The organism is Brevibacillus sp. YAE8, assembly GCF_057543335.1.
Window position 1 is genome coordinate 60492 of sequence record NZ_BAAIYG010000011.1, and the last position, 16950, is coordinate 77441.

Annotated in this window: 16 protein-coding genes and 1 pseudogene; 9 read left to right on the top strand and 8 right to left on the bottom strand. The window is 52.3% G+C overall.

The genetic code is table 11. From position 1 onward, the window contains the following. Positions 1 to 629: 629 nt before the first annotated feature. Both AC27IT_RS15135 and acsA read right to left on the bottom strand, forming a co-directional pair. The gene (locus tag AC27IT_RS15135; protein WP_487091887.1) at positions 630 to 1088 is read right to left on the bottom strand and encodes a hypothetical protein; all 459 of its coding nucleotides are present in this window, start codon (positions 1086 to 1088) and stop codon (positions 630 to 632) included. A 562-nt stretch (positions 1089 to 1650) separates the two neighbouring features. Beyond that, complete coding sequence (acsA, locus tag AC27IT_RS15140; RefSeq protein WP_487091888.1) at positions 1651 to 3366, bottom strand: acetate--CoA ligase; 1716 nt, start codon at positions 3364 to 3366, stop codon at positions 1651 to 1653. Positions 3367 to 4095: 729 nt separating this feature from the next. Here acsA and AC27IT_RS15145 point away from each other — a divergent pair. Both AC27IT_RS15145 and AC27IT_RS15150 read left to right on the top strand, forming a co-directional pair. Continuing rightward, positions 4096 to 5010 (top strand): hypothetical protein, encoded by a 915-nt coding sequence (locus tag AC27IT_RS15145; protein WP_283858220.1) that lies wholly within the window; start codon positions 4096 to 4098, stop codon positions 5008 to 5010. A gap of 110 nt (positions 5011 to 5120) precedes the next feature. Then, positions 5121 to 5705, top strand: a complete 585-nt coding sequence (locus AC27IT_RS15150; protein ID WP_051353956.1) for a hypothetical protein — start codon at positions 5121 to 5123, stop codon at positions 5703 to 5705. 262 nt (positions 5706 to 5967) lie between these two features. Here the strand turns inward: AC27IT_RS15150 and AC27IT_RS15155 are convergent, their stop codons facing one another. After that, positions 5968 to 6477: a methyl-accepting chemotaxis protein gene (locus tag AC27IT_RS15155; protein ID WP_373926060.1), complete on the bottom strand. Its 510-nt coding sequence runs from the start codon at positions 6475 to 6477 to the stop codon at positions 5968 to 5970. Positions 6478 to 6489: 12 nt separating this feature from the next. Beyond that, positions 6490 to 6939, bottom strand: a pseudogene (locus AC27IT_RS15160) (protoglobin domain-containing protein); the annotation flags it as partial. 556 nt (positions 6940 to 7495) lie between these two features. Between AC27IT_RS15160 and AC27IT_RS15165 the strand changes: the two are divergent. Then, a complete protein-coding gene (locus AC27IT_RS15165) occupies positions 7496 to 8032 on the top strand; it encodes a suppressor of fused domain protein (protein ID WP_005829356.1) in 537 nt (178 codons plus the stop codon). 16 nt (positions 8033 to 8048) lie between these two features. Beyond that, positions 8049 to 8513: an NUDIX domain-containing protein gene (locus AC27IT_RS15170; protein WP_005829358.1), complete on the top strand. Its 465-nt coding sequence runs from the start codon at positions 8049 to 8051 to the stop codon at positions 8511 to 8513. A gap of 109 nt (positions 8514 to 8622) precedes the next feature. Here the strand turns inward: AC27IT_RS15170 and AC27IT_RS15175 are convergent, their stop codons facing one another. Then, positions 8623 to 9807 (bottom strand): DMT family transporter, encoded by a 1185-nt coding sequence (locus AC27IT_RS15175; RefSeq protein ID WP_487091889.1) that lies wholly within the window; start codon positions 9805 to 9807, stop codon positions 8623 to 8625. Between the two features lie 149 nt (positions 9808 to 9956). Between AC27IT_RS15175 and AC27IT_RS15180 the strand changes: the two genes are divergently transcribed. Together AC27IT_RS15180 and AC27IT_RS15185 are read left to right on the top strand one after the other, a co-directional pair. Then, complete coding sequence (locus AC27IT_RS15180) at positions 9957 to 11393, top strand: aminotransferase-like domain-containing protein (protein WP_026558095.1); 1437 nt, start codon at positions 9957 to 9959, stop codon at positions 11391 to 11393. A gap of 40 nt (positions 11394 to 11433) precedes the next feature. Next, a complete protein-coding gene (locus AC27IT_RS15185) occupies positions 11434 to 11667 on the top strand; it encodes a hypothetical protein (RefSeq protein ID WP_283858217.1) in 234 nt (77 codons plus the stop codon). Here AC27IT_RS15185 and AC27IT_RS15190 read toward each other — a convergent pair. Together AC27IT_RS15190 and AC27IT_RS15195 are read right to left on the bottom strand one after the other, a co-directional pair. Further along, positions 11660 to 11893 carry a Ger(x)C family spore germination C-terminal domain-containing protein gene (locus AC27IT_RS15190; protein ID WP_197186797.1) on the bottom strand — a complete coding sequence of 78 codons (234 nt, stop codon included), beginning with the start codon at positions 11891 to 11893 and terminating at the stop codon, positions 11660 to 11662. The two genes, AC27IT_RS15185 and AC27IT_RS15190, sit on opposite strands and share 8 nt — an antisense overlap. Further along, complete coding sequence (locus AC27IT_RS15195; RefSeq protein WP_309479308.1) at positions 11836 to 12189, bottom strand: Ger(x)C family spore germination C-terminal domain-containing protein; 354 nt, start codon at positions 12187 to 12189, stop codon at positions 11836 to 11838. The genes AC27IT_RS15190 and AC27IT_RS15195 overlap by 58 nt, the downstream gene beginning before the upstream one ends. Positions 12190 to 12434: 245 nt before the next feature. Between AC27IT_RS15195 and AC27IT_RS15200 the strand changes: the two genes are divergently transcribed. The 3 genes from AC27IT_RS15200 (at position 12435) to floT (ending at position 16023) form a co-directional block, all read left to right on the top strand. Continuing rightward, entirely contained in the window at positions 12435 to 13790 is a 1356-nt protein-coding gene (locus AC27IT_RS15200) for an Nramp family divalent metal transporter (RefSeq protein WP_081414769.1), read from the top strand. A 110-nt stretch (positions 13791 to 13900) separates the two neighbouring features. Continuing rightward, a complete protein-coding gene (locus AC27IT_RS15205; protein WP_005829372.1) occupies positions 13901 to 14422 on the top strand; it encodes an NfeD family membrane protein in 522 nt (173 codons plus the stop codon). Positions 14423 to 14439: 17 nt separating this feature from the next. Further along, a complete protein-coding gene (gene floT, locus AC27IT_RS15210) occupies positions 14440 to 16023 on the top strand; it encodes a flotillin lipid rafts scaffold protein FloT (protein WP_487091890.1) in 1584 nt (527 codons plus the stop codon). A 95-nt stretch (positions 16024 to 16118) separates the two neighbouring features. Here the strand turns inward: floT and AC27IT_RS15215 are convergent, their stop codons facing one another. Then, positions 16119 to 16874 carry a polysaccharide deacetylase family protein gene (locus AC27IT_RS15215; protein ID WP_025844120.1) on the bottom strand — a complete coding sequence of 252 codons (756 nt, stop codon included), beginning with the start codon at positions 16872 to 16874 and terminating at the stop codon, positions 16119 to 16121. Positions 16875 to 16950 lie beyond the last annotated feature (76 nt).

Below are 16950 nucleotides of genomic sequence, written 5' to 3' on the forward strand. Positions count from 1 at the left end.
ACGTGACCATTTCCATCCCCTATAGCAAAAGCGATCGCCATTTAATCAAAGAGAAATAAAGATACCATCCAAATGTAACATTCGTGGATGGTACCCGGTTAACCTTACCTAAAGAAGCAGCGACGACGGCGACGGCCACAGCGGCGACGGCGACAGAAACAAGACATGATTCCACCCCCTCATTGCTTGCTTCTATATGTGTACGCAAGAGCTGCCAAAATGATTGGACGAACCATTATGGACATGTAACACAATTTTGCGTTATGGAAAAACAAAAAAAGCCCCAAAAGGGAGGGAAGGGGACAATAGCCCGCGCCGCGCTCTCCGGGGTTTTTCGTGAGGCACACCGCTCACCGCGTAACCTTTCCATCAGATAAGCAACAATCTCTTGCTCCGACTTGCCCTCGCGCAGCATAAAAGCTGCATTACACCGGACACCCATCAGCAGATCGTTTGCTCGTTGCACCTGTAGCAGATTGGTCGTGTCCGGCTTAATCCCGACCTTTGGATAGATCTGCTTTGAAAGCCATTTCTCTGCCTCATCAGCGGGAAAAACGAGTACGTTCGCCAAAAGAGCAAGACCTTCGCTGATGACGAACGGGGGAGAAAGCAAAAAACTGACGTTCTGTTCACCGTAGCTTTTTTTGCACCAGATTTTCTTCTTTTAACACATATTCCGCGAGGTGACCGGGGTAACCTTCGTGGCAAACCACATACAAAAGGTCCGCCACATTGAATGGGACGCTTGTACTAATGAGAATGCTGGAACGATAGTTGCCTTTATAATGAGACAACGCCCGAAAAGGTTTATCTATGAACGTTTCCACCTCAATCTTTTCATTTGCTGGCAACTCTATATAGGCACGCAACCGCTGGCGAGACTCCATCACAGCCATGTGAATAAGCTCAGGCAATAGCTCCATCTTGTCTGTGGGCAACTGATAATGCTCTTTCCATTGTTTCAGGCGAGTTGCCACGCTGCCGTGACCTGGCAAAGCTTCATCGTACATCGAGTACGCCTGTTCGAACGTTGTTTCAGGAATCCATTTGACATCGAGATCAAACAGCAGCGATACTTCCTCGCTCATCGTAAAAACTTCACCATTCAGACGGCGAGACACCGTTTCGAATGCTTTTAGCTGTTTTTTAAAAAAGGTTGTTCTTTGTGGCTCAAATCCTTGGTCGTCGATCGTGCGGGTTTTTATTACCTTGTCGATTCTAAGAGCCAGCGTTACGTAGTTCCTGAAGCCAACTGGTGTTCAAATCACTCACCTCGCCATTTTTTGGAATAATAACACTAATTTTATACGATTCGGGAATGATTGAAAAAGTATTCATTGGCAGGGCAGGCGAGATCGCGTGAGCAATGTTCAGGCGTCATAATGCTGACTTGTTTATTACCTAAGTAAACACTGTTGCAACAGGGGGCACTAAGAACTACCTAAGTTCGATGCACTCGCAAACAAAAGGAGTAGGGCAAGAGCCTCGACGTCTCATAAGGTATGAGCCCGACTAAAAAAATCCCCGCTACTTGTAAAAAGTTGGGGGAGATTATGCAGCCCGGGCCAGGTCGTGTGCTGGTCCCAGGCTGCGTTTTGCTGGCAAGCGACTCTTTTGTTATTTCACGTTGCCCGGCTGAGCAGCCGAGTCTCATTCTTCCATGGTGGACAAATCGCCCGTTGGCAATCCTAGCTCCCATGCTTTCAGCACGCGGCGCATAATTTTGCCAGAGTTGGTTTTTGGCAGTGTCTGTCTCACCTCGATCAGACGCGGTGCTGCATGCGCAGCCAAACGTGTCCTCACGAACTGCTTGATCTCTTCTTTCAGCGCGTCGCTTTCTTCATAGCCAGCCCGCAGCGAGATGAACGCCTTGATGACTTCTCCGCGCAACGGATCAGGAACGCCGATGACGCCTGCTTCCGCAACGGCCGGATGCTCGACCAGCTTGCTCTCGACCTCAAACGGCCCAACCCGTTCTCCAGACGTATTGATGACGTCGTCCACGCGACCTTCAAACCAGAAGTACCCGTCCGCATCTTTGTAAGCGGAGTCTCCTGTCACGAACCAACCGTTCAAGAAGTATTTTTCGTATTTATTTGGATGATTCCAAATTGCGCGAACCATAGCCGGCCATTTCGGCTTGATAGCCAGGTTGCCCAGCCGATCGGGGGGAAGCTCGTTTCCTTCGTCGTCCACAATCGCCATCGTGATGCCCGGCAGCGGTTTCCCCATGGAGCCGGGCCGCATCGGATTGCAGCGGAAGTTCGCGCACATGGAGGAGCCGGTTTCCGTCATCCACCAGTTGTCGTGGATGCGCACTTGCAGCGTTTCCAGTCCCCAGCGGATCACTTCCGGATTCAGCGGTTCTCCGGCGGACAGCACGTGGCGTAGCTTGGACAGATTATATTTTTGCAAAGGCTGGCGGTCGCCCTTTGCCATCAGCATGCGAAAAGCGGTGGGAGCGCTGAACCAGACAGTCACCCCGTACTTTTCCAGCGTCGAGTACCATTCGTCCGCGTCAAAACGTCCTCCGCGGATCACGACGGTCACGCCGTTCAGCCACGGCGAAAGCACGCCTCCGGAAGTGCCCGTTACCCAGCCTGGATCAGCGGTACACCAGTAAATGTCGTCTTCGCGCAGGTCGTACACCCATTGTCCTGCCAGCTTCTGGTGGATCATCGCGTCATGCACGTGCAGGACGCCTTTCGGTTTTCCCGTAGACCCGGATGTGTAGTTCAGAATCATGCCGTCTTCGCGATCTACCCATTCGATAACGTACTCATCACTTGCGCTGTTCACCAGATCACGGTAGAGGATCTGGTTCGCTTCGGCCGTTTCCGGCGCATCGACGAGAATTATATGCTGCAGTTGCGGCAGCTCCTGCGAGCGAATGCGCGAGGCCAGTGCAGCCGTCGTGACGACGACTTTGGCGCCGCTGTCTTCCAGCCGGTCTTTTACCGCTTCTTCCATGAATGCTTCAAACAAAGGACCGGCAATGGCTCCGATGCGGAGAATACCGACCAATGCGATATACAGCTCAGGGCTGCGCGGCATGAAAAGGAAAACCCGGTCGCCCTTTGTCACGCCGAGCGCGCGCAATCCGTTTGCGAAGCGCGAGCTCAGCTCCATCACGTCGCGAAACGTGTAGCTTTCCTCGCGCTGGCGATCCGTGTAATGGAAGGCGATGCGCTCTCCCCGCCCTTCCATTACATGGCGGTCAATCGCCTCATACATGATGTTTACCTTGCCCGTTTCAAACCAGGTAAATTGCCGCTCGACTTGCTGCCAGTCCATCGTTCGTACCGCTTCCTCGTAGTTGTTGAGATTTGCCCGCTCATCCAGCATCAAAATTTGCTCTCTCTCCACTTGGCCCCCTCCTGGTATGCACATGTAACGTTATACGTTCTGTTCTATAACAACACACAGTTATTATATAATAATATTCTGTATTATAGCAGAGAAAATTTCGGCAATTCGGAAATGTGGACTTGTGCTGAGGGCATCGGGGTAGGGAATTTCATGCGACAGAAACGGGAGAAGTTTGGAGAGGAAGGAGATTATCGGGAGAGATAAATAAGAAAAAGCGCATCAATTTCTTGGTGTTTTTGTAGTTTTGGGTATGAATTCTGAAGCCTTCATGCGAGTGGGGTTCCCCTAAAACCCAGCTGCAATATATCTTGCTTTTTTATAGCAGTAGCTTGATCCCTGGGTATCCCATTTGACAGATGAGATCTTGTTATGTAGAACTTGCAGAAAGCTAGATAATATGATGAAGTAATCGGGTTGTCTCAAGAAGGTCAATTGTCGACTGCAATGGTGTTGCCCTGCTTTTGAGGATGATATGTAGGTGGATGTAGAAATGAAAAATGCCAGAGCTGTTAGAGAACCGAGTGAGTAATCGGGCTCTTAAGAACAGCAAGTTGAAAGATAGAATGACAAAACTGGAAAGTATCGAGTGTAAAAATCTTTGTAACGTAACAATAAGAAACCCTGAATATACGAAAGAACACCCGAGTATCATGATATTGTTTGCAAAAAAGTAAAAATAAGTTATTATATTTCTTGGAAAATAATCATACTTTTAGGGAGGGAAATATGAGGAAATTTGGAATGTCACTGCTAGCATTATGCCTTGTATTAGGAGTACTCTCAGGAAATGTAGTAGCTAAGACGACTGGAAGCCATGTGGAAATGCCAAAACAGCGAATATTTAGTGATTTTAATGACTTTAAACTAGCTGTAAAACAAGCAGACGAATATCAGCAGCGCAATGTATCTAAGCAAAATATATCCAAAGCTAATGACATAGAGGATTTGAAAGATATTATGCGAAAAGCAAGTAATGAGAGAGCAAAGAAAAAAGATCTTAATGCATTAACTCAATATATTCTTGAACATGCTGAAGATGCCATAATTTATAATCCAAATTTAAACTCTGTATCAACCTTCTCATCTAATGGGGATGTTTCGGTTTATAGACCAGTAATTGCTTACTATTCATCCTCTAAGCGTACACAGGTTGTGGGCACTATGGTGTGGGATTCCACTACGCACATTCTTGATGGAAACAGCCGAGTCGGGGATGTAGGAGGAAATGACGCGCTAGCTCTTGCTTTTAGCAATGTATCAGATAAGGCTTTAGGCGGAATATTATCCTGGGGTATATTTACGTATGATAGATATGGCACTGAATCATTTGTATCGTATGATGCAACGGAAACAGTTAAAAGCGGTTCGTCCTGGGCAGTGAGTTTTGAAGGACAGGATAGAATTCATAAAAATAAAAATAATGCATTAGATTACACTTGGAACTCTGCGGAGATTGAAGTGTTGTTTGATTCGAATTTTTATAATTTAACTGGTGTTGTGAACATGACATATGCCCATACATGGGATACAACAGAATTAACTGGTTTTTCTATAGCTTCTGGTGATCCACCGATTGTTACTTATAACTTTTCTAAAAAAACCAATGCGTGGAAAAATACCGGGAAATATGGTTCTTATTAATTATTATACAAAAACAGCACGATTGTTAAGCGTGCTGTTTTTTTCTGAAATCGCAAATATTAGTTATATTATAGTGTAACTGGAAAAACAGGTTAGGAAAACTAAAGGAAGTGACAAGCTTGGACGCAAAGAACGCGCATTACTGGATCACTGTGATATTCGCGGGGCTGGTATTTTTGTTAGTGCTCAACTACATCCCCGCCCAAGACACTGTACAAGAACAAATCTTTGCAGAGAGAGGATATAAGATTGTAAGCCAATCAGAAAGCATCGCTACTGAGTTCATTTTCGACCCAACATGGGTTCCCCAAGCAGGAGAAAGCAAAACTATTGACTTCATTTTTTACGATGCTAACAATACTCAAATCTATGTTAGCGAGGTCAAAAATAATGGACAAATGACATATGTAAATTTGAAATTCAGCTCAAATTACAATAAAGAGGGAGGGAAGTTTGTCACTTCTACTGTGATTCACAAAGACAACGGCCAACTGAATTATTCGGGGGTTCTAATCAAGCCGCGCTTTTATGATGTGCAAAACAACGAAGAACTTGCCATGGAGTATAGCACTGGGATAGGGCCAGATGACTTGATAACGCTAGGTTTTGGGAAAAAGGAAATGGAACAGTTTAGCGGGAAGAAAATAGCTGTAAAACTAAGTAATTTAAACTTGGTTCAATATCGAAAAATATAGCTTTTCAAGGAGGAACGGAATCGCTGTCTTGTCAGTGAAACAGTCGCCACCGTTTGACCACAGATGGCGGAAGCAAAACTAAACGGTCCTTTTTTCAATTGTTGCCCACCGAGATCAGAGTTTTAAAGTCATGACTTTAAAACCCCGAATATGCGAGAGTATGTTGCTGCCACTTCCTTCGCAAAGACAGCCCCTTACCAAAAAAAGCGCCAAGAAGAAGGCGCGTTATGCCCCCTCCTGGCGCTCTCCCATCGAAACAACACTACCCCCTGCCCTGCAACCGGCTGCACAGCTCATCCAGCGGTTGAATAATTGATAATAATTGCTCCGAGGATGAATCCAGTTGGTCGGCGGACTGGGAGAAAAGCGTGACTTGCTCCTCGATCTTATGCAGTTGCTGATTGATGCTGGATAGCGATTGGTTGATTTCTTTGGAAGAAGCGTTGGACTTGTCGGCGAGCTTGCGCACCTCGTCGGCGACGACGCCGAAGCCGCGGCCGTGCTCTCCGGCTCTGGCAGCTTCGATGGCGGCATTCAGGCCGAGCAGGTTGGTTTGGGCAGATACGTCGGAGACGAAGCGGCTTAAGCTTTCGATTTCTTCGTTTTGCTGCTTGAGCACGCGCATCGATTGGACGATTTTCTCATTGTATTCCGCTAGCGTGGTGGCGGATTGGGCGAAGACGGAGGAGATTTGCAGCGCGGCTTGGGTAGTCGTTGCCAGTTCGGCGGCCATTTGCTCCATGTTGTTGCGGTAGGCGGCGTTTTCGCGCATCGTTTCGCCGATGTACTGCTCCAAAATGATAGCGGAGTCGAAAAACACCCTTTTGGACAGCGCCTGGTAAAAGGCGTCTGGATCGGGGAGGGCGTGCAGCCGTTCTGCAAATAGCCGCAAATAAAGAGAATAGCCTCCCAAAAACCAGGAGGCAGACAAACCGATCCGGGCATGCGTCGAGCCGATGCGTTGACGGCTGGCGATATAACTTTCGTCAATGACATGGCTCGCCAATGTTTCGATGTAGTCGTACTGCATGCTTTTCAATCTGTCTACCGCGGCATTGGCGTGAATCAGTTGCCGCAGGTGCGAATGCCGCTCCAGCTCCTCGTAAAAACAGTCCACGATTTCGTGCAAGTGAGCCTGAAAAAACCCCTTCTGACTGGCTAACAGATCCAAATCCGCCTCTGTCAAAGCGTAAAACTCCAGTAATTCGCTCCACTTCTGTTCCACTGTAATCATGTTGACGACCCCTTTTTCTTGTCTGCTTGTCTGATATGTTTTGGTAAACACTATTCAAATTCTATCAGAAAATTCATGGGAGAATGAAGGGATTTTGAGAATAGTTTGCTAATTGGTTGAAAAAAGTCCGGGAAAAACGCTTCGGAAGCGTCGAAAAGGGCCAGAAACCGAACAAAAAAAGCGAACCTAAACAAGAATCTAAAGACAAACCAAAAAGCAGGTCATCCGAGGAAGGCATCCCTCCGTGAGCATGTCTTTTTGCGGGAGACACTTGCTTGACCGAGGGCAGCACCAGCGCTTGGCTTGTACATTCCTTTGGGGCAGTGCTAAAATAAATAAGTATGGTTGAACACGCTGCATCGCCAATAAGACACGCACGCAAAGTATACTTACTTTTACGGGCATGCTTTTTTGGGGCGATCACGCTTGAGAAAAATCCATCTCGACATAAAGGCAACGGAGAAAGACGGCGGAGGTCCGGGCAAAAAGACTGGCGAAGCCAAGTTTTCGCCTGGGGAACCGCACATTTTTTTCTTGTTGAAGCGGGGATATACATATGCTAGTAACAGGGCAACTGATGCAACATTGCGAGCGTTTTTGGGGGAGCCGGGGAGAGCTGTATCAGGCGGAAGAGGCGGATGTGCTGATTGGCGTCTATCCGGCGTCGCGCAGGCGCGGATGGTGGACATACGTTACGCTGGAGCTGCACAAAACGGGAGCGAGCGAATGTATGCTGTATTCCTACCGCTTTCAAAAGGAAATGATTGCGCACCTCGCAACGATCGCTTCGCAGGTGATTCGTCAGTGGGAAAAAGAGCGGACGCGCGTGCAGGCAGGAGATGTGTTTATGCTTGCCGACGCTATTGTGGAGGGCTCTGTGCTGAATCACGCGGTTCTTACTCCAGCCTTTTTTGAGGAAGTCGGCTTTGAATATTATACAAACGGTACGGATGTAATCCGGTTTATGATGCTGCATGCGATTGCGGAATCGGAAGCCCGGTATGTAGAGAGCTTTGGACTGGATGCACTGCAGGAACGGTTTGCGGACGTTGGTGTCGATTCCCTGCATGTATTGCGTCCCCCTGCCATCTGAGAAGGGAGCGAGCGGGATGAAAGAGATTCGGTTGAGAGTGACCGTAGTGGTTTGGCATGAAGGCAAAATTTTGGTGATCCGGGAAAAGAGCAAGAAAGGGATTTTTTACAGTTTGCCGGGCGGAAACGTGGAGTATTTGGAAGCGATACCAGATGCGACGAGAAGAGAAGTGTGGGAAGAAACGGGATTGCTCGTCGAAATGGAGCGTCTGCTGTGGGTGGATGACCGGATTGACCAGGAAGGCAACGGAAAGCACACCGTAGGGATTGCCGTGCTGGCCAAACTGGTTGGCGAGGAGACGACGCCAATCCCCGGTGGGCTGGAGGATGAGGAAATCGACTGGGCTGGCTGGGTGACGCTGGAGGAGTGGCGGGCGCTGCCGCAGTACCATAGCGCGCGGCCTGACCAGGTTTTGCAAGCGTTGAGCGACCCGGTTTATCGTCCGGGGTATATGGGGAACATGCTGGATCAGACCAATTGAACGAAAAGACGCGTGAGCACCGTCCTGCAAAAGCGGGACGGTGCTTTTCGTTGTTTCCCGGGTTCTCGCCGAGGAGCTGCTTGTGCGCCCCGCCCCGCCTGACCGGAAGCTACTTGTTATTCGCCGTTTTGCCGTTAGTCGACGGCGCTTTTTGCTTTTGCTGTATGGACGCATTTTTCCCTCTGGCAACGGCGAAAACGACGATGACGGCGGCCAGCACGGCTCCCGGCGTGAACGGCTCGGAGAGGAGCAGCCAGGCGGCGAGGATTGAGAGAAACGGCTGCAAGTACTGGGTCTGGCTGACTCGCGCAACTCCGCCCAGCGCCAGTCCGTGGTACCAGGCAAAAAAGCCGAGGAACATGCTGACGACGCTGATGTAGCCGAAGCCTGCCCAAACGGTCCAGGTGGCGTGCTGCAATTGCTTAAGCAGCGGCCCGGCGATGGGCACGACGAGAAATGGAAAGGCGATGAGCAACGACCAACTGATGACTTGCCAGCCGCCCATTGTTTTGGAAAGCTGTCCGCCAACTGCATAGCCGACTGCAGCGGAGATGACGGCGCCGAGCAGGGCGAGGTCGGCCCATTGCAGGGCGCTGAAGCCGGAGAAGACGGCGTAGCCGATAATCGTCAGGCAGGCGACGCCGCTGGAGATCCAGTACATTTTCGCAGGGCGCTCTCCGGAAAAAAAGGCGGCGGCTCCTGCGGTCGCAAGCGGCAGCAGGGCGATAATGACCGCCCCGTGGGTGGCGGGGACGCGCTCCATCGCCCACGAGGAGAAAAACGGAAAGCCGATGACGACCCCTGCCGAGACGAGGACTAGCTGCTTGAGCTGTGCCCAGGTTGGCAGCGGAACGCGTTTCAGCCAAAGAACGAGGGCGGCGAGCAGCGCGGCAATGAGTGCGCGGCCGAGGCCGGCTGACACGGGCGATAGGGTGGTGACGACGACTTTTGTCGCGGGCAAGGTCAAGCTGAAGCTGCACACTCCGAGCAAGCCGTAGAGCAAGCCTGCTTTTTCGGGGGGCATGCTGTTGCCTGGAATTGGTGGTTTGGATGGCTGGCATGTGCTCGTGCTTGGTAGCATCGTGTCGCTGTTTGACTGTCCCTGCACACCTCTGTCCGCTGCCGACTTGCCACTCAGTTGTGCGGGCAGGCGACTGTTCCATATCGAGTCACCGCTCGACTGCGCCAGCGCACTCATTTTCAACAACTCGCCATCATCCATCACTGCCCGAGCCCCCACACCCGCCACATTCCGCATCCAGCCAGCTCTCCCCAGCGAACCTCCTGCTTTCATCTGTATCCCGTCCTTTGCTTGTAAAAAATGCGAACTGTTTTTCCAGCTTAGTGGAGGACAGTCAGGAACGGTAGAGCCAATTGGCGGCAGGAGGAGTAAGCCAATTTGTCGAAGCAGTGGCACAAAGACATGGGGGGAGGCGTAGGAGGATGGAATGGAAGCCTGACAAACATGCGGGAGCCCCGGTGTATCAGCAAATTACGAAGAGACTGGAGCAGCAAATCGTTTCCGGCGAGCTGCCGCCCGGGGCGTCCCTGCCTCCCGAGCGGGTATTGGCGAGGCGATACGGCGTCAATCGCGGGACGGTGTCGGCGGCCTATGAGGAGTTGCGCGCGATGGGGCTGCTGCAATCGTGGCAAGGGAGCGGGACATGGGTAAGCCGCCATTTGTGGGGAGTCCGGCAGATGCCGAATTGGTACAAGTACACAAATGGCGGGGCGTTTTTGCCTGCCTATCCGCTGGCGAAGCGCATCCAGGAAGCGTGTCTGGACGAGGGGATTATCAATCTGGCAAAAGCAGAGTTGCACAGTTCGATGATCCCGTCGCTGTCCGCAGAAAAATTGGGTGGGCTACAGCACATGAACCTGGAGCTTGGATACGCCCAGCCAAAAGGCGACCCGGCGCTGCGCGAGGTGCTGGTGGCGCATTTGGCGGAGAACTACGGGATCGAGGCATCGAGCGAAGAGATTTTGGTGACCTCGGGTGGGCAGCAGGCACTGCACCTGATTTCGCAATGCCTGCTGAATCCGGGAGATGCCATTGCCATGGAGGGGCCTTCTTACTCGTATTCGCTTCCGCTGTTCAGCTCCGCGGGCTTGCGCCTGTATCGCCTGCCGCAAGATGAGCAGGGCATCATCACAGAGGCGGTTTCGGCGCTGCACCGCGAGCAGCGCATTCGTATGGTGTTTGTCAACCCGACCTATCACAATCCGACCGGGATCGTGATGAGCGAAGCCAGGAGAGCGCAGCTTCTGGCCGTATGCCAGGAGCAGCGGATTCCGCTGGTGGAGGACGACGCCTACGGGGCGCTTACGCTGGCGGGCCAACCCCGGCCTCCCAAGCCAATCAAGGCAATCGACCAGTCCGGCAACGTGCTGTATGTAAACAGTTTGTCGAAGACGATCGCGCCCGGGCTGCGCATCGGCTGGCTCGTCGGGCCGCGCTCTGTGGTGGAGCGGCTGGCCGATGCCAAGCAGCAGATGGATTTCGGCACGAGCAGCATTTCCCAGCAGTTGGCGCGGCATTTTTTGCAGGAAGCATGCTGGCGCGGCCAGTTGCAAAAGCTATCGGCCTACTTGCTGCAGCAGCAAAAAGCGATGCACACCGTACTCGAAACCGAAATCAAACAGTTTGCGGCATGGAACAGGCCAGGCGGGAGCTATCACATCTGGTGCCGACTGCACGAACCGATCGAGGAAAAAGAGCTGCTGGATGCGGCGATCAGAGAAGGAGTCGTCTTTACACCGGGCGGCGTGTACGGCGCCGAGCCAGGCTGGCTGAGGCTGACCTATTCGTGGGAGGACGCGGAAAAGATCGAGGAAGGGATTCGCCGCCTGAAAAAAGTGCTGCAAACAAGCAGGCGTTAAGGAGCGCTTCCCTGGACCATACTAGGAAAATCACACCGGTATGGAAAAGGGGGAGTTCCATGGGATTTTCGCTCATCATCGGTTTTATCGAATCCCTGACCTCGTATTATTTGGCGCTTCTGCTTTGGTAATCGGACTGATCCTGCGTTTTCGCTACTATATCGCCTACCGCAATCGGCAACTGACCCGCGATGCGGCCTTCGCAAAAGGGGGAGGCTACGCGCTCATCATCTTGTCAGGGGTCGTGATTATCGCCCATATGATCGTTATTTGAATTGGCCGAAGCGGCGGAGGTACGTTTGCACATGTACGCGGATTTCCGCCTGCGCGAACAAGTCATCCCACTCGTCTTTGTGCGCTTTCCAGTAAGCGTACTGATGCCTGCGAAATTCTTCGCCAAAGCCGAAGATGTCGGTCGCGTATTTTTTTTGCATCATGGCAATCAGATTTTCCGCCCGATGCTTGAGCGTGTGGTTAATTTGTCCTTCTTTCTTCCTGATTTTTCCAGAGTAGGGCGATGGTCGAAGCTGTTTTCGGCCACGTTGCCCTCGCCGCGAATCAACAGCGTAATTACCGGCTTCCCGTTTTCGACCGATGTTTTGACGGTAGAGCGGGCGCCCTTTACTTCCATCGTAATGAAATGGGGCCTCTTGTCTTTGTCCAGTTGCTTGACGATCACTTCATCGCCTGCCAAAAACGTTCCGTTAATCCAGCGGAGCGTTTTTACTTCCTGATGCCGCTTTACATAATCAAAGCTGCCATTCATTTTCTCTGTGATTTCTTGTTCCCAATTCAAAGCAAAACCTCCTGAAAAGGAATACGAGTAGTGTTTTAACAAGCGTCCAAATATATGCAGGAGAAGAAAAAAGACGCAAGCAGAAATGAACCGCAGCCATTGCAAAAGGCCACGATCGGAGTATAATGAGAAATATAATTTGCTAGGTAAATATTTGCGTCGAAGGCTCGTGCCTATATTTTTTTGTCGAAAAGTTGCCTTCGGGCAAAAAAAGTGACTTGATGCACAAATTGGGGTGAGGACATATGCTAACCAGATCAAATTCGAGCGAAGCGGCCCAAAATCAGCAAGGCTGGAGAAATGAGGCTGCTGCGCCATCGCTGCCGGAGGTCCACCGCTCCATGAAAATCCCGGCCAAAGGCTCCTGGATTCGCAAGTTCCTTGCTTTTGCCGGCCCGGGCTATCTCGTGGCAGTCGGCTACATGGACCCGGGAAACTGGGCGACGGACATTGCAGGCGGCTCGCTTTTCGGCTATTCGCTGCTGTCGGTCATCCTGCTGTCCAACCTGATGGCGATCTTGCTGCAGGCATTGGCCGGCAAGTTGGGGATTGTGACCGGACGGGACTTGGCCCAGGCGTGCCGCGATCACTACAGCAAGCCTGTCGCCATGGGGCTGTGGGTGCTGTGCGAGCTTGCCATTGCGGCGTGCGACCTCGCGGAAGTCATCGGCGCCGCGATCGCGCTCAACCTGCTCTTCGGGATTCCGCTCGTGTACGGGGTGCTCATTACAGCTCTCGACGTGATGATCGTGCTGTTTTTGCAAAACAAAGGCTTTCGCTACATCGAATCGCTCGTAATCGCCCTGATTGTGACGATTGGCGCCTGCTTTGCGTTTGAGATGATTTGGTCGCAGCCGGATATCGCAGGCATTTTCGGGGGCTTTATCCCGACGGCCGAGATCGTGAAAAATCCGGAGATGCTCTACATCGCCATCGGGATTTTGGGAGCGACGGTCATGCCGCACAACCTGTATCTGCACTCGTCCATCGTCCAGACGCGCCAGTACGAGCAGACGACATTGGGGAAAAAAGAAGCGATCAAATACGCGACGCTCGATTCGACGATTGCCCTTGTGTTCGCGATGGCGATTAACGCCGCGATTTTGATCTTGTCGTCCGCGACCTTTCACAAGGCAGGCATGACGGACGTGGCCGATATTGCCGATGCATACCATTTGCTGGCGCCGTTGCTCGGAACTACGCTCGGAAGCATTTTGTTCGGCGTCGCGCTGCTTGCGGCGGGCATGAACTCGACTTTGACCGGGACACTCGCCGGACAGATCGTCATGGAAGGTTTTTTGAACTTGCGGATTACGCCTTGGCTGCGCAGGCTGATTACCCGCCTGATCGCGATTGTGCCAGCCGTCATTGTCACCGCGCTGTACGGCGAGAGCGGGGCCACTGACTTGCTGATTTTGAGCCAGGTCATCCTCTCCTTGCAGTTGTCCTTCGCTGTTGTGCCGCTGGTCCAGTTCACTAGCGACAAGGCGAAGATGGGCGAGTTTGCCAACGCCGGATGGCTGAAATGGCTGGCCTGGATCGTGGCCACAGTCATCATGGGGCTGAACCTGTATTTGCTTTTTCAAACGTTTTTCGGATAAACAACGGAAATCCTCTCTGTTTGCCAGGGAGGATTTTCCTTATTTACGCAACCTTTTCCCGGCTGGCTCGTATGAAAAATAGAAGCATTTTTTGAAAGGAGTGACAGGATATGGACGTGCTTGAAACCGTCTACATGGTTTGCCTTGTGAGTGGCATTATTTATACCGTCATATCGCTTTTATTCGGCGATACGGTCTCGGATTGGCTCGACCAGCTTCATCTGCCGCTGTTTCAGCCAATCACTTTTGTAAGCGGCCTCACCGCTTTTGGCGGCGCCGGGTATATTATGTCCCGGTTTACCTCCTTGTCTGATCTGGTCGTGTTTGCTTTGGCCGTGGTCATTGGGGCGGGGCTTGCGGTCTTCGCGTACTTCCTCTGGGTGAAGCCGATGAGCAAGGCGGAAAACTCGACGGGCTATTCGATGGCCCAGCTAGGCGGAAAGCTTGGCGAGGTAGGTACGACGATTCCGGCAGAAGGCTTGGGCGAAGTGTTGCTGCCCATGATTAGCGGGACGACCTACCACATGGCAGCCAGTCTGGAAGGAAAAAGCATCCCGCAAGGAACCCGTGTCGTGGTGGTCGAAGTGCGCGACCATGTCCTGTACGTAATCCCTTTCTCTACTGACTCATAAAAAGGAGCTGAGCGAACATGTTTGAACCTGGCATTTTGACAACGGTCGGTGTCGTCGTCGCAGTCTTTCTCGTGTTAGGTATCGCGTTTTGGGCGCGGTATAAAACGGTTGGCGCCGATGAAGCCATGATCGTGACGGGAAGCTACCTGGGCACGAAAAACGTGCTGAGCGACGAATCCGGCCGCAAGATGAAGATCGTCCGCGGGGGCGGCGCGTTTATTCTTCCGATTTTTCAACAGGCCAATTTTTTGAGTCTTCTGTCTCATAAGCTCGATGTGTCCACTCCGGAGGTTTACACCGAGCAGGGCGTACCCGTCATGGCGGACGGCGTGGCGATCATCAAGGTAGGCGGCTCCATTGAGGATATTGCCACCGCAGCCGAGCAGTTCATGGGCAAATCAGACGAAGCGCTCCGCGCAGAGGCGCAGGAGGTGCTCGAAGGCTACCTGCGCGCGATTCTCGGCAGCATGACGGTAGAGGAAATTTACAAAAACCGTGAGCGCTTTGCCCAGGAGGTTCAGTCGGTCGCGGCGAAGGACCTGAAAAAAATGGGACTGTCCGTCGTCAGCTTCACGATCAAGGATGTTCGCGACAAAAACGGCTACCTGGCGGCGTTGGGGATTCCGCAGATCGCGGCCGTGAAGCGGGACGCGACGATTTCCCAGGCCGACGCAGACAAGGAAGCGCGGATCAGACAGGCCCAGGCGGAGGAAGAAGCGCGCAAGGCCGAGCTGTTGAAGGAAACGAACATCGCCGAAGCGGAAAAAGAAAAAGAATTGAAGGTGGCCGCCTTCAAGCAGGAGCAGGACAAAGCGCGTGCCAGTGCGGACCAAGCCTACAAGCTGCAAGAGGCTGTCGCCAAACAGCAGGTAACGGAAGAGGAAATGAAGATTGATCTCGTGCGCAAGCAAAAAGAGATCGAGCTGGAGGAAAAAGAAATTTTGCGCCGCGAGCGGCAATATGACGCGGAAGTGAAGAAAAAAGCCGATGCGGACCGCTACTCGGTGGAGCAGGCGGCAGAAGCGGAAAAGGCGAAAAAGCTGAAAGAAGCGGATGCGCTCAAGTACCGGATCGAGGCAGAGGCAAAAGCGATGGCGGAACAGAAGCGACTCGAAGGTCTGGCGATCGCGGAAGCCGAAAAGGCGCGAGGAACCGCCGAGGCAGAAGTTACCCGTCTCAAGCTGGAAGCCGAAGCGGAAGGGAAGGAAAAGCTGGCGGCAGCATTCGAAAAGTTCGGGCATGCGGCCGTCCTGGACATTATCGCCAAGATGCTGCCTGAGCTGGCTGCGAAAATTGCCGAGCCGATGAAAGCGATCGACAAGGTGACGATTGTGGATGCAGGCGGCGGCCAGGGCGACGGCGTCAACCGGCTGAGCGGCAACGTCACCAAGCTGATGGCGCAACTGCCAGAGATGCTGAAAGACGTCTCCGGTCTAGACATGAACAAAATGATTAGCGATTTCATGCAAAAGGGCTCTGCCCCAGCCAATCCTGCTGCCGCTCCTGGCCAGCCATCCGCTCCATCCGTCTCTAACCTGCTGGCGGGAAAAGCCGCAGAAGACAAGGCGCAAGCAGCCAAACCGACGGATCATCAAGCATAGAAACCAAGGCATAACCCAAGCATAGAGAGCCACATCAAAATGCATCAAAACGCATCGCAAAAATCCCCCTTCGCTTACAAGGGGGATTGCTGTTTTTAATCGGCCCTGTCCACCTGCTTCAAGTTGCCGGAGTGCTTCATCAGCTCACTGACGGTCACGAAGCGGTAGCCGCGTTTTTGCAGCTCGGGCAAAATCTGTTCCAGCGCCTGTACGGTCTGCTTCCGGTTTCCGCCGTAGTCGTGGAACAGGACGATGTCGCCATTGCGGGCGTTGCCCAGCACCTTGTCGACGATTTTTTTGACGCCGGGGTCTGTCCAGTCGCGCGTATCCTGGTGCCACGACCACATGACAATCAAAAAGCCGGCCTGCTTCGCGGTATGGACGACAGACTCGCTGTAGTATCCCCCAGGCGGACGGAACAGTGTAGGCCTGACTCCGGTTGCGGAGAAAATCGCCTCCTGCGTTTTTTCTACCTCGTCGCGCAGCCGTTCGGGAGTGAGCTTGCGAATGTCGGGGTGGTTGAAGGTGTGATTCGCGATCTCGTGCTGATCCTGGGCGAGCGAGCGAACCAATTCCGGGTATTGGCTGACGCGCGAGCCGACTACGAAAAACGTCGATTTTGCCTCATACTTTTTCAACAGGGCAGCGATCTCCGGGGTGTACCTCGGGTCGGGGCCGTCGTCAAAGGTGAGGGCGATCACCTTGCTGTTTGTCGGCACCTCCCAGACGATTTCGCCGCGCGTCTCGTAGTATTCGCGATTTTTTTCACGCAGCGCCAAAGCGGACTGGCTATAGGTAGTAACGAGCAAGACGGCACAGGTGATGAGCCAAAAGCGCATATGTTTTTTCATCGGTGGCACCTCTCATTGAATCTATCTCCCGTTACTATGCGCCAACCGTTCGGGAATATTCTTTTCAGTCCTCGTG